The sequence below is a fragment of the Stieleria neptunia genome, assembly GCF_007754155.1.
Taxonomy (GTDB): Bacteria; Planctomycetota; Planctomycetia; order Pirellulales; family Pirellulaceae; genus Stieleria; species Stieleria neptunia.
This window is the reverse complement of sequence record NZ_CP037423.1, coordinates 9,971,220-9,984,838: the sequence shown is the minus strand read 5'-3', so window position 1 is coordinate 9,984,838 and position 13,619 is coordinate 9,971,220. Positions and strand designations below refer to the sequence as shown.

The following is a 13,619-nucleotide window of genomic DNA, read 5'->3' as shown; positions in this document are numbered from 1 at the left end:
TTGATACGTAGGAAAATTTTGGGTAGGAAAACGGATGCTGGAAAGATCTGTGATAAACGGGGCAACGGTTGTGGCTAGGATTCTTCCTACCCTCAATTTTCCTACCTCTCTCTCGGACGTGCGCTGAGGCCTGCTGCTCCGCAGATGCTCCGGCGGCGCGCTTGAAGGCGTGTGGACGAGCGGTGGGGAGTGTTGAAGGTAGGAAAATTTTGGGTAGGAAAACGGATGCTGGAAAGACTTGTGATAAACGGGGCAACGGTTGTGGCTGGGATTCTTCCTACCCTTAATTTTCCTACCTCTCAACTCGGGCGTGCGCTGAGGCCTGCTGCTCCGCGGATGCTCCGGCGGCGTGCTTGAAGGCGTGTGGACGAGCGGTGGGGAGTGTTGAAGGTAGGAAAATTTTGGGTAGGAAAACGGATGCTGGAAAGACTTGTGATAAACGGGGCAACGGTTGTGGTTGGGATTCTTCCTACCCTCAATTTTCCTACCTCTCTCTTGGACGTGCGCTGAGGCCTGCTGCTCCGCGGATGCTCCGGCGGCGTGCTTGAAGGCGTGTGGACGAGCGGTGGGGAGTGTTGAAGGTAGGAAAATTTTGGGTAGGAAAACGGATGCTGGAAAGAATTGTGATAAACGGGGCAACGGTTGTGGTTGGGATTCTTCCTACCCTTAATTTTCCTACCTCTCTCTCGGACGCGCGCTGACGGCTGATGTTTTTCAGGGCCTCCTGTGGCGTGTTTGACGATTCGGGGAGGGCCACGCGAATTGATTTTCAACGGGGCACTCGACGGGGGCATCGGCGGGCTGTTTGGTGTCTAATGGTGGACTCACCTTCGATTTCTCCATCTGAGTCTTGCACCTGGAACCATGACACGACCGATCCAACGATCCATTACCTCCGGGGGCTTTTTTGCCTTTGTTCTGCAAGCTTGCGTCGGGCTCGGGGCCGGCCATCTGATCGCGGCCCCTCCCAATCTTGTCTTGATCATCGCCGATGACATGAACTGGGATGACTGCGGCGCCTACGGTCACCCGGCGATTCGCACGCCGAACATCGACCGTCTGGCAACCGAAGGGCTGCGGTTCAAGCACGCTTATCTGACCACCAACTCATGCAGCCCTTCGCGGTCGAGCATTTTGACCGGCAAGTATCCGCACAACACGGGGGCCGAACAGTTGCACTGGCCCTTGCCCGAGGGCAGTCGGACCTTTTCTGCCGAACTGCGAAAGCTCGGCTACTACACCGCCGCGGCCGGAAAGTGGCACCTCGGCGATGCGGTGCGAGACCATTTCGACCGGATTTACGAAGCGTCGACGGCGGGTTTTGTGTTGCCATCGGGGCAGGACGGCCAACCGCCAAAAATGATCGCCAAGCAACCCAGCGGATGCGAGGACTGGGAACAAGCGATCGAGGATCGGCCTCTCGATCGACCGTTCTTCCTTTGGCTGGCCGCTCTCGATCCACATCGTGAATACACCGACGGAGCCCTCGACCCGCCGCATCGCGCCGACGACGTGATCGTGCCGGCCCATCTGCCCGACACCGCGGACGTCCGCGAAGACTTGCGACTGTACTATGACGAAATCGGTCGGCTGGACACCTACGTCGGCAAAGTGGTCGCAAAGCTGAAACAACAGGGCGTCGCGGACAACACCTTGATCTTGTTCATCAGCGACAACGGACGCCCGTTTCCACGCGACAAGACGACGCTGTACGACGGCGGCATTCGCACGCCTTGGATCGTTCGCTGGCCGCAAGCCGTCAAGCCCGGCGTGACGACCGACGCGCTGGTCAGCGCCGTGGACATCGCGCCGACGTTCTTGGAGCTTGCCGGTTCCCCGTCATCACTTGCGACCGAAGGGCAAAGCTTTGTCCGTGTGCTTCACGATCCGACGCAGCCGCATCGCGCGTTCGCCTTCGCCGAAGACCACTGGCACGATTACGAAGATCACGCCCGCAGCGTGATGACACCGCAGTACAAGTTGATTCGCAACGACTATGTCGATCTGCCGCCGACGCCCTCGGCCGATGCCGGGCGGGGACTGAGTTGGCAAAACATGCTGCGACTGCAACAGGCTGGCAAACTGGTGCCGCATCAGCAAACGTGCTTTCGGGCACCACGCGACAAGTGGGAACTGTATGACCTGCAGCGTGATCCCGGCGAGTTGCATAATCGTATCAACGACCCCGCCTACCAAAGTGCCCGTGATCGTTTGACAGCCGCCTTGCAGGACTGGAGCAACGAGACCGGCGACTATTTGCCGACGCGACGAACGCCGGATGAATTCGATCGCGTGACGGGTGAACCGGATCACAGCGTCCGCGTGCGTCCAAGGCCATCGAAAGTGGAGATGTTTGGAACCAACGGAAAGTACTGAATGCAACCGCTGTGGAACGTCACTCTCCCCTCGCTTCGCTCGACCCTCCCAGGGGGCATCGGTTCTTTTACTGCGCGATTTGGCAACCAATTCGATTCTCTCCCTCTGGGAGAGACGGCGTTTGCGCAGCAAGCAAACGCCAGAGAGGGCCGGCGTGCAATCGTCTTGGCGCCTTGCGCTACGATCAAATCCGACATTTATACAATTGACGTCCCGACGGAGCGTGACGAAAACCCTTTCCTATCACCCACCACCCACTACCGAGAGACCTCATGTTGAATCGAAGCTACCTTTTCTCGGCCGCTTTCCTGGTGATGTTGGCCGGTCTGCTGGCTGGTCCAGCGTCACGAGCCGACGAGCCTCGTAACGTTTTGATCATTCAGACCGACGAGCACAATTTCCGCACGCTGGGTTGTTATCGCCAGACGCTGCCCGAGGAGCAAGCATTGGTGTGGGGCAAAGAGGCCTTCGTCGAGACTCCGGCGATCGATTCGATTGCCCGACGCGGCGCCATCTGTACGTCGTTTTATGCGACCAGCCCGGTTTGCACGCCCTCCCGCGCCGCGTTCTTCACCGGGCTGTATCCGCACCAGACCGGCAGCCATACCAACAATGAGCCGATGGACAGTGACATCGTGACCTTTGCCGAAGTGCTTCGGCGCGACGGCTATGCCACCGGTTACGCCGGCAAATGGCACCTCGACGGACCCGGCAAACCGCAGTGGGCGCCGCGACGTCAATTTGGTTTCAGCGACAATCGGTTCATGTTCAACCGTGGACATTGGAAGAATTTCCAGTTGACCGACGCCGGCCCACGAGTCGGTGCGCGAGACAAAAACGACGCGCCCAGCTACAACGTCGGCGACGCCGATGACCAGACCTTTGCAACCGACTGGTTGGCCGATCGTGCGATGGACTTCATCCGCGAGCACGCCGACGAGCCGTTTTGTTATCACCTCAGCCTGCCCGATCCGCATGGACCGAACACGGTTCGCCCGCCCTACGACACGATGTTTGCCGACAGGGTGATTCGTGCGCCCCTGTCGTTTTCGATGGCCAAAGAGAATCCGGCTTGGGCAGCGGTCGGAGGCAAAAACTCGGCGGCAAAATTCAACCCGGCGTTGATGGCGATGTACTTCGGCATGGTCCGCTGTATCGATGACAACGTCGGTCAGATCCTGGAAACGTTGGCGGAACTGAAGTTGACCGACAACACCATCATCGTGTTCACCTCGGATCATGGTGACCTGTGTTTCGAACACGGACGGCTGAACAAGGGCAACCCGTATGAGGCGAGTGCGAAGATCCCGATGATCATCGCCGCTCCGGGGGTGATCCCGGCGGGAACGCGCGTCGACCAGGCGCTCGGCACGGTCGACTTCGCCCCGACCCTGTTGTCGTTGCTTGGAAAACAAGCGACGACGGGAACGGCCGGTCGCGATGCGTCACCGTTGCTGACCGGTCAAAACCAGGCGAAATGGGACGACGTCGCGATCATTCAATCGTCGGGACTGAAGCCATCTTGGTTTGCGGTGATCACCGACCGCTACAAACTCGTGCTCTCGGTGTCCGAACGCCCTTGGCTGTTCGATTTGCAAACCGATCCCGACGAACTAAAAAATTCCATCGACCTGGAACAGAATCGGGACGTCGTTCGTCAACTGGCCGGTCGTTTGCACGACTACGCACAAGCGCAGGACGCCGGGTTCTTGAATCCGAAACTGAAGCAGCAGATCAACACGTTGGTGTCTAGCCTTTAGGCCGTCTGGCTTAGGAGCGACCGGTTTCTCCAGTACGATGGCCCTTCCGGGCCGTCGTCCGCTGGACTCCCGACGACGACCTGGAAAGGACGTCGTACATCGGCAAGGCGGGGGCGTCTTACTTGCTCGATTGAAACAACAACTGATGCAACTGCGCCAATTCCTTCGCCGGAATCTTGATGACCTTGCGATCGTAGGTCATCAAACCGTTGATCTCGCCTTCGACGTCGGTCGTCTGGGTGTAAACACCGGCGGCGATGCCTTGGCCACGCAGTTCGTTCAGCATCTTCAATGACGTGACGTAGCGGGCTTTGTATTCGGCTTCGTTTTGCGGCAATCCGCCATAGCCCCAGTTGCGACGATTGGCGTCCCAAAGATGGCCTTTGACGGGATAGCCGTGACCTCCGAATTCTCCCATGACTTTGATGTAGTCATCGAAGCGTCCGCCGTCGCCTTGGTGAAACGGGAACTCGGGGTGGGGGTACGCGTGTGCGTCAACGACATCTCCGACCGGCCAAAAATTTCCGCCGCTGGCGATGTTGATCAATCGTGACCGGTCACGATCGACGGTCCACTTGCCGACTTCGAGCGTGCGATGTTGTCCCCAGGCTTCGTTGAAGGGCACCCAGACCACGATCGATGGATGGTTTTCCAGCAGCGCGATCATGCGTTCCAGTTCGACCATGAACTGTCGGTGGTGCCGGTCGGGCCACTCGGCGTCCTCCGGGTCGCGTTGCAGACGCGTCCACTTGGGGTTGTTGCCAGCGCTGACCTGGTCCTGCCAGACCATCATGCCCAGTCGGTCGCAGTGGTAATAGTAACGTCGCGGTTCGACCTTGATGTGCTTGCGAATCATGTTGAATCCGGCGTCTTTGAGCCATCGGATGTCGAACAACATCGCTTCATCCGACGGGGGCGTCAGCAAGCCGTCGGGCCACCATCCCTGGTCCAGCGGTCCCCAGTGAAACAGGGTGTCGCCGTTGAGTGTGAATCGCCAGTGTCCGTCGGCGTCTTTGACTTTGCCGACGCTGCGAATGCCTGCATAAGATGCGACGCGGTCGAGCGTCGCTGTGTCGCTGCCGACCAGAGTTGCTTCGATGTCGTACAGGTGCGGTGAAGAGGGCGACCAGAGTTTGGCATCGGCAATCGTCAGCACGATGGCGTCATTTCCCGAACCCTCCGCCACAACGTTGTCGCCGTCCTTCACGACAACCTGGACCTTGCCGTTGCCGGTGACCGTCGGGGTGACGGTGATCGTGCCGGCTTCGGCGTCGGTGGCGATCTTCAGATCCCCGATGTGGCTCGATGAGACTTCCTCCAACCAAACCGTTTGCCAGATTCCCGAAACCTGCGTGTACCAGATGCCGCGGGCGTTGAGTGTTTGTTTGCCGCGCAGTTGAAAGTTCTCGGTTTCATCTTCGACGCGCACGACCAGCTCATTGCCACCATCTTTCAAGGCGTCGGTCACGTCAAATGTAAACGCCGTGTTGCCACCTTGGTGTTTGCCGACCGAGCGGCCGTTGACGTAAACCTGGCAGCGATAATCCACGGCTTCGAAGTTCAGCAACGTCCGCTTGGCTGCGGAGGGCGTTGCAGAAAACGTGCGGCGATACCAAAGTGCTTCGGTCGCATCGAGCAGCCGTTGCACGCCGCCGAGTTTTGATTCCAAACAGTAGGGCACCAGAATCTCGCCGTCCCACTGGTCCGGCTGCTGGGTTTGTTCGACCGGCGTGATCGCATAGTCCCAGTTGCCGTTCAGGTTGATCCAGTGGTCTCGCCGCAATTGCGGACGGGGATACTCCGTCCACGCATTTTCAGGCGTGACGTCCGCGCCCCAGGTGGTGATCAATTCGGATTGAAACGGCTTGGTGTCGCGTGGCGGAGCCGGCAGCTTGGGAACGTTGTCGCCGTCGACCACGTGAACGTCAATGAACTGGCCGCCACCGGTTTGACGACAGTGAACGGCCAAGGTGTTACGACCGAGTTTCAACGCGGATTGTTTCTGTTGGTCGATGGAGACGACTTGGTACTGCGTGGTGTAGCCTTCCAGCTCGGCGATCGGGGTGCCATTGAGGAAGATTTCGGCGTCTTCGTCGTGGTGAATCAGCAGGGCGGGATTGTTGGGCATCGCCTGCAAGTCAAACGATTTTCGCAGCCAGATGTCGTTGGTGGCCCAGACGGTTCCGACCCGCGCCCCCGGCGTGTCTCGGGTGCCGAATCCGCCGCCGGCTTCCTGCCAGTCTGAATCATCGAATCGATCTGACTGCCATTGGGCGGCGGGCTTGCGGAGCGTGTAACGCCAGGTGTCGTTGATGGCTTGGGCATGGCAAATGCTACCGGTGACCAGCAGGAACGACAGGGTCAGTAGCACGCGTCGCGATCCGCACTTCAAGTGCGTCGCGAGTGACGATCGATGGGGCATGGGGGGCAGTCTCGTGTGGGAGAATTGGACTTGGCATTCTAGCAAGCCAAACCGTCTTCAGAATGAGACACGCCGTCGGAGTGTTTAGAGATGTTGTCAGATCTACTCCACAATCATGACTCCGTTCATCACTTTCCAGTGTCCCGGAAACGTGCACAGGTAGGGATAATGCCCGGGTTGTGTGGGGGCTTGGAAATAAATCGTAAATTGCTCGCCCGGCAGCACCACGTCGGTGTATGCCAAGACATCGGTGGTGGAAGGGATGTAATGACGAAGCGCCGCTTCGGGATCCGAAATCGATCGGTCCGCCAAGACGCCGACACGCTCGATCGTTCCGGGTTTGGCCAAGGCCCAATTGTGCGGGACGACGTCGGGGTTGGACAGCGTCAATCCGATCGGCTCACCCGCGCTGACCCGAAACGAGCGCGTCGCGTAAGACAGGTTCGTGCCAGTTTCGATCTCGATCTCGCGTGCCCCGGCAAGCTTCTTTTGAAACGGGTTGGGCACGCTGCGGGTCGCCATGGCAAGATCCGCGTGGATCGGATGGGGGGCGATCGTTTTGCGAATTGAGACGTAACCCGGGAAATCCGCGTAGGGCTTGTCGAGTTCGTGAACGGTGATGAACAACTGATGAAACTGATCGGGCGACGATTGCACGGACAGGTGCAATTGATTGACTCGCTGGAGTTCAGGTAGTTCGAGGAACAGGGTTTGACGATCGGCAAGGACATGGGCGGATTGGATCGGCAGACGATCGTGTCCGCGCACGCCGGGGTGCCGTGTCGAAAACTCGGGGGAGCCATAGCCCGGACCGTAGCGATAGTTCCAGGTTTGTGCGAAGTGATTGCCGGGGTCGGCGACCGTCGCGGCGTCCAACGGCATGGAAAACGAAAGGGCGATTCCATTTTCATGGACGTGAAATCCGGTCGGCAGTTGGGCATCGCCGCCGTCGTAACGCACGCGTTGGAAGCAACCGTCGTCGGGCGTGTAAGAGCCCCACCCCTGCATGCCGCTGACGTACAGTTGGCCGTCGATCGGGTGGAAGCGTCCGCGGTGGGCGCCCGAGCGGAACTCGCCGGGCAGCGGCACGACCGCGGCTTGGGCTTGCCCGTTGACGTGGTCACGAAGCACCAGGAAATGTGAGCCCGCGCCGAACGAGAAATGGAGCAGTTGACCCGACAGCGGACCCCAGGAATCGCTTTCGACAAAGACCTGGCCGCCGCTGGAATTGTCCAGTCCGCGCGGCAGGTAGGCCAACGGCAGTTGCGGGGTTTGGCCGTCGCGTGGGCCGCCGTAGCCGTAGTGGGGCACCGGCTCGTTTTCACGTGTCGGCAAGCGGGCCGCGTCGCTGGGAACTGACGTGTTGGCAACGGCGCAAATCATCGAAGCGGGGGTCCAGCTGCCTTCCGAGGCGGGGACGGTCACGGTTCCGTCGGGCAGCAGGCCCAGGCCATCGGGGTTGCGAAATCCGGTCGCGATCACCTCGGCCCGTTGGCCGTCCGGTGAGATGCGGACCAGACCTTGATTGCCTGAGGCGATGTAGAAGTTGCCGCGCGAGTCGCGTTGCAGACCGCAAATGAAGTCGTGTCCGGCCGCGGACGTTCGAAACGCGTTGCTGAAGCATTCGTAATAGTCCGCTTCGAAGTCGCCGTTCAGATCGTGCAGACGTGTGATCTGGTCGCGGCCCAAGACGAAGATGCCGTCTTGGTCGACCACGATGCCCAAGGGGTGGTGCAGCCCGGACGCGAACCGTCGCCATGTCGCTTTGGTCGATGGGGACTCAATGCCGGTCACCCGCCAGACGTCGCCCTGCATCGTGCAGACCAGTGCGGAACCGTCGGGCAAGAACGCATGGCCGCCACAAAACAGCAAGGCGTTCCATGGGTTTTCCAGTGGCAAACCGATCGTGTCCACCGCGTAGGGTTTCGCCGATCCGAACTGGATTTCGGTTTCGATGGTTTGTGGCCATTGGGTCGGCGCGTTTTTCAATTGATGGCGCAGCGGATGTTCTTCGGCCGGCGCAACGACGCGAACCAAGCGTCCGTTTTTGACATCGGGCGCGTCGAGGAAGGTTTCATTTCCGATGCGATAGGAAAACACCGTTCGTTCGCCGATCCGGTAAAAGCCCAGGTATTGAAACGGCTGGCCGGGTTTCGGTTGCCGTGGCTGGCTGAGTCGTTCGCCGTCGATTTTCAGTCCGTCCAAGAAGCCGTGTCGGTGCGAAGAGAAGGTGACAAATCCGTCGCGCCAAACCGCGTCGTAGGTCAACGTGTCGGGATTGAAACAGGTTGCCAGTTCACCGTGTTCGCCGACACGCACGCACACGCCACGAGGGATCGTCGTCTTGCCGACGCGGACGACACCGCACATCAGGCTGCCGAGTTCGGTCTGGTTCCATCGGTCGTTGGCCCAAGTCGTGTCGTTTTGATTTCCCCAGTGACCCTGATCGCCGCCATCGAGCCCGGGGTACTCGGCCAGCAGCGGCGGGGCCGCGGGTTGTTGACGAAAAAAGTCCGCTTGTTTGGCGTAGAAGTCATACACTCGATCGCGATTGACGTGATGCTGCCAGCTGGGCCAGTGTTCGGGTTTTAGCGGTCGTCGTTCGATCGGAAATTCCACCGGTCCATGCGAGTGTGCCTGGGCATGTGCCAGCAGCGTGTCCATCTCGTAGCTCGGCAATCCGTCGTCGGTCCCCAAGGCGAACAGGAACCGCAGCAGACCGCTGAGGTCTTCCGGGGACATCGCACCGGCCAGATTGTCGGGCATCAGCGTGCCGACTTCGCGCTGCAACACGATCTCGTCGATCGGGATCGCGATCTCCGTCGGTTGGTTGGCCGTCGGATCGCGAAGCACGATTTGCTGTTCGTCCTCGCGCACCAGAAAGCCTTGGTGGGTCTGTCCGGATTCATCGAGGACCAAGTGGGCGACGTATTCGGGTGGGATGTGCCGTTTCGGCCAGAGCACCGATTCGACCAATTCCTCGGGTTTCCGTTGCTTGCCGATCGACGTCAAATCCGGACCGACGCTGCCACCGTGATGACCGATGCGGTGACAAGACAGGCACGCCGAATTGGCATTGGCAAACGTCAGCAAGCCTCGATGTGGATCGCCATCGGCGCGGGCTTTCGCGACCAACGCGGAGACCAACTCGGGTGAGTAGTCTCGGTTTTTGAAGTCCAGCCGCGCGGCGTCGTTCGGCGGTCCTTGCGCCCCGTCCCGCGGTGAAAGTTTCTCACTGCGCCACAACAGCAGCGTCGTGTCGTCTTGGGTGGCATCGATCACGGGATCGGCGGGAATGTCTCGCACTCCCTTGGAAATTCGCACCCAGTGGACTTGGCCACGACAACCGATTCCGCCCTCGACCAGTCGACCGATCGCCAGTTTGTCCGCACGTCCATCGCGGCCGGTCGATCGAATCGGCTGATCGGCGGCCGGCTTGCCATCGACCAGCAACCGCACGCGATCCGGCTGGTAGATCATCGACACAGTATGGGGCTTGCCATCGCAGATCATCGCCTGGGAATGAACGTGATCGGGTTGCATCCCGGGCAGGTAGGCGGTGAAGTTGCCGGTGCCGTTGTTCGAAAAAATCTCCCAATGGTCGCCCGATCGTTTGGTGTCGCTGGCGACCAGGATGTTGTACCCGTTTGCATCGGGCAACGTGACTCGGCACTCGACGGTGATCGGCGGTCGTCGGTATTCCGGGCGTCCGTCGATCAACGTTCCGACGGTCTCCGAGGCTCGCTTGGGTGGTGCCGTTTCGGGTGAATACGTACGAAGTGTTGGCTTGGGGCCGGCCGGACGGCCATCGATTTGCGGCAGCAACCAATGCAAACCATCAAGGTTGTCTTGCAGCCGAAGCTCCACATCGTCCTGCGTGTGGCCGATGATACCGACGGGGCCGTCGTAGCCGGAATCGCGGACGGCGGTGAGCAGCTGAACGTCGAATTCGCCTTCGCCCAGCGGCAAGATTTTCTGGCCGTGCTGGTCACCGTTCCGGGTCATGCCGTTCAGATTCAGGCACAACAAGTACGGCTTGAGTTGCTTAAGAACCGCCGCGAAATCGTCGAGGTGCTCGTGAGCATGGTGCAGGTTGTAAACGATGCCGACATGCTGGGCGTCGTGATGCCGGCGCAGGTAGTCGCAGACCGCGATCATGTTTTCCGGCTCGCCGCCCCAACCGCCGTGGTTGTACAGCCCCAGTTTGCTACCCAGTTTTGCGGTCCGTTCGACCAGCGGCAGCAATCGCGACGCGGCGGTCTGCACGCGCTCCGCTTGCGTTTCCCCTTCGATCGAACCGAGCATCTGCCAGATTTGGGGGCGCAGACCATGCTTTTCGAACAATTTCAGCGCATCGTCGTGCAACCCCCAAAATGCAAAGTATTCGATCCCGTGTTTTTTGTATTGCAGAATCTCTGCTTCGAACGTCGGCACATGTTCGGCACGCCAATCGTAGGCGACGCGACGCAATCCGAGCCGCTTGACCATCTCGGCACGCTCGGCCGGATCGCGTTTTTGCGAGTCAAAGGGGACGATGCACCAGGCGACCAGATTCTCGTCGCGGAAATTGGCGGGCGTTTCGGCGAAACATTGCGTGGTGACGGCGACGCCGAGTAGGATCGTGACTAAAACTCGTAGATTGGCCATGGATGATGGAGTGTTGCACTGATTGGTAGAAGCCGATTTTATTTTGTTGCGACCATTGTAGGTGACAGGTATCCAGCGCAGACACGCCGCGTTCTCTGATTTTGTGGTGAGTGAAGCGAATGGCTGAATGATCGGCTCGCGGTCCGGGGAATTATTCGAAGATCCGACTCAAATAGGGACATTCATTTTCTTTGTGAATCTGCTAGGCTCTGGAGTTCGTTCGATTTCTGAACACTTGCGTTTGTGGAAATGATTCCAAGGCCGGCGACGCGAACTGTTTTTCGGTCAGATCGGGGATTTCCCGGGATGACTCTATTTCCAACCCTTGCAAGAAGATGCCAAATCTCTCCCCGACGGGACAACAAATCGTCCAGTCACTCGCCAGCCGTTACGGCCTTTCCACCGACGCAGTGACCCACATGTTGATCGCCGTTTACAACGGCAACGGAACGATGGCCCAGTTCAGCCATCCCGAATTCTGCGGCTCCGGCCAATGGATGCGGGGCGGGATGACCATGGTCAGCGACCTGTTCAACAACAATCTAAAAAACTTAGTCAACAACCTGTGCAGCGATATCTCCAACGAATTGGCGAACCATCAATCGACGCCGTTTAGCGGATCGTTTCAATCGCAAAGTCAGAACGGGATGAGTTCCCAGGCTCAGGCGAGCGGTCAGATGGGCTCGTCCAACAGTCTGTTTGTCCCCGATCCGTCGACGAATTGGTGGCCGAAGGAACTGGGGTCGCCGACTTCGTTGGGGTCGCAGAACAGTCTGCGTTACGCCTACTTTGCCGATTCGCATCGGCTGGCGGTCACGACCGGTGGGACGCCCTGGGTGTACGACACCCTGGACCATCAGATCGGCGGCTTCAGCCAGCAGCAGGGCGGCGGGCAATCGATCACCTTCACCAGCCAGTACGGGACCGTTGACCTGTCGACGCTGCCGGTGATCTCGCGCGACGGTTCGGCTCACGCGCCGCCGAACGCGCCGGCGCCGTCGATGACCACCGGTCCTGCCCCGGCACCCGCCGAAAGCCAACCGGTCGAAAGCCAACCCGCCAGCGTTGCACCGCCAAGTGCGTCCAACGGCTCCGCCGCAGCCCCTGAGTCACGAGAAAACGTGATCGAGACACTCGAACGACTCGGGGCTCTGAAAGAAAAGGGTTACATCACCGACGAAGAATTCGCCACCAAGAAAAGCGAGTTGCTCTCGCGGTTGTAGCGAGCGTCGGCGACGGCCGGTTTACGGATCCATGCACCACGACATGCGGCGCGAGAAGTCTTGCTGGAATTCGCCTCGCCAGCGACTGACCGAAAGGCGGTGATCCGTTGTCGGCTGGTCGTCGCGATACCAACCGTCGGCGGCTCGATCAAACTGGCCGCCCCAGCCGGGTTGTGTCGGATCGGATGGGGCGTTGTGGCCTTGGGGCAAAAAGAAGAACCACGATGGCGTGTCGCCTTCCTTCATGCAGCCGTGGGGATTCGGGCTGGTCCAGGTTTTCGTCGGATAAAGCTGGCCGAGCGGCCCGGTCGATCGCACGTTCGCTTCGATCCATGCTCGCGATGTCAGCGATTCGTCGCCGGTCAGATACATGCCGCGAAAGGTCGCGTTGCGTTTGTCGGTCCCCGCCTTGGCTTTGCTGAGAATGTAGTACATCCCTGGGAACTCAGACTGCATCCAATCGGCGATGCCGTCTTGATCGGCGATGTCATAGACGCGAAATCGCTTGACGAATTCTGCCAAGCCATCCGCGCCACGATCCTTTCGTACACGCCAAAGTGCCTGGGCCAAGTCCGTTTGGCCTCCCCAAATCGTGATGTTCAACGGACGATCTGTTGATCCCGCGTCGACACGTTCGATCAACAGTGCCGACCCCTCCGTGTCATGCCCTTCACCAATGTTCTGACGCCCCCGTTGCGGATTGCCGGACTTGATGACGTTCAGCAGCGATTCGGTTTCGGGCCATCCTTGGGCATGTCGAACCAGATTGCGGCGGACCTTTCCATAGGCCGACACCGTGTTGCGGATCAAGTCCGTTCGTGTCGTCGCAACTTTCAATTCTCCAGGTGTTCCCGATGCGGAAGCGACGAGTCCTTCGATCTGAAATTCGTTGCTGTAGACCATCAACCGGACCAGTGACTGCTGGTCATCGGGATCACCGCCGATGTCGGTCAACACGAATAAACGCGGACGCTCGTCTGCGGACGAGGCATCAGGCAGGGCGTCGGCAACAAATCCGACGAGCAATGCGATCAAAAAGAGACAGCGCATGGTCAACTTGCTTGCTCCGACGAAACGGTGAAAGACTTACAGGCCCGGCCGCTTGCCGGTCCGTCGATTGAATCGATATTCAGAAATCAAAGCGATGATGTTAGCCCGAACGCGTCAGCGAGGGGCGCCGCGTGACCCCTT

6 protein-coding genes are annotated in these 13,619 nt (G+C 59.4%); 3 read left to right on the top strand and 3 right to left on the bottom strand.

What is annotated here, in order from left to right; genetic code table 11:
• Positions 1 to 864: 864 nt before the first annotated feature.
• Positions 865 to 2,376, top strand: coding sequence for a sulfatase family protein (locus tag Enr13x_RS34435; protein WP_145391417.1), 1,512 nt, complete (start codon positions 865 to 867; stop codon positions 2,374 to 2,376).
• Positions 2,377 to 2,690: 314 nt separating this feature from the next.
• Positions 2,691 to 4,136: a sulfatase family protein gene (locus Enr13x_RS34430; RefSeq protein WP_197456221.1), complete on the top strand. Its 1,446-nt coding sequence runs from the start codon at positions 2,691 to 2,693 to the stop codon at positions 4,134 to 4,136.
• A 118-nt stretch (positions 4,137 to 4,254) separates the two neighbouring features.
• Here the strand turns inward: Enr13x_RS34430 and Enr13x_RS34425 are convergent, their stop codons facing one another.
• Both Enr13x_RS34425 and Enr13x_RS34420 read right to left on the bottom strand, forming a co-directional pair.
• Complete coding sequence (locus Enr13x_RS34425) at positions 4,255 to 6,558, bottom strand: glycoside hydrolase family 2 protein (RefSeq protein WP_145391415.1); 2,304 nt, start codon at positions 6,556 to 6,558, stop codon at positions 4,255 to 4,257.
• A gap of 102 nt (positions 6,559 to 6,660) precedes the next feature.
• The gene (locus tag Enr13x_RS34420) at positions 6,661 to 11,205 is read right to left on the bottom strand and encodes a DUF6797 domain-containing protein (RefSeq protein ID WP_145391414.1); all 4,545 of its coding nucleotides are present in this window, start codon (positions 11,203 to 11,205) and stop codon (positions 6,661 to 6,663) included.
• Positions 11,206 to 11,540: 335 nt separating this feature from the next.
• Here Enr13x_RS34420 and Enr13x_RS34415 point away from each other — a divergent pair, with 335 nt between their 5' ends.
• Positions 11,541 to 12,428 carry an SHOCT domain-containing protein gene (locus tag Enr13x_RS34415; protein WP_145391413.1) on the top strand — a complete coding sequence of 296 codons (888 nt, stop codon included), beginning with the start codon at positions 11,541 to 11,543 and terminating at the stop codon, positions 12,426 to 12,428.
• Positions 12,429 to 12,449: 21 nt separating this feature from the next.
• Here the strand turns inward: Enr13x_RS34415 and Enr13x_RS34410 are convergent, their stop codons facing one another.
• Positions 12,450 to 13,478, bottom strand: coding sequence for a DUF1593 domain-containing protein (locus tag Enr13x_RS34410; RefSeq protein WP_145391412.1), 1,029 nt, complete (start codon positions 13,476 to 13,478; stop codon positions 12,450 to 12,452).
• Positions 13,479 to 13,619: the final 141 nt, after the last annotated feature.

Excerpts from the sequence above, each read along its gene's own strand:
- Enr13x_RS34430 (WP_197456221.1), top strand. The coding sequence starts at position 2,691 with ATGTTGGCCGGTCTGCTGGCTGGTCCAGCGTCACGAGCCGACGAGCCT.
- Enr13x_RS34415 (WP_145391413.1), top strand. The coding sequence starts at position 11,541 with ATGCCAAATCTCTCCCCGACGGGACAACAAATCGTCCAGTCACTCGCC.
- Enr13x_RS34410 (WP_145391412.1), bottom strand. The coding sequence starts at position 13,478 with ATGCGCTGTCTCTTTTTGATCGCATTGCTCGTCGGATTTGTTGCCGAC.
- Enr13x_RS34425 (WP_145391415.1), bottom strand. The coding sequence starts at position 6,558 with ATGCCCCATCGATCGTCACTCGCGACGCACTTGAAGTGCGGATCGCGA.
- Enr13x_RS34435 (WP_145391417.1), top strand. The coding sequence starts at position 865 with ATGACACGACCGATCCAACGATCCATTACCTCCGGGGGCTTTTTTGCC.
- Enr13x_RS34420 (WP_145391414.1), bottom strand. The coding sequence starts at position 11,205 with ATGGCCAATCTACGAGTTTTAGTCACGATCCTACTCGGCGTCGCCGTC.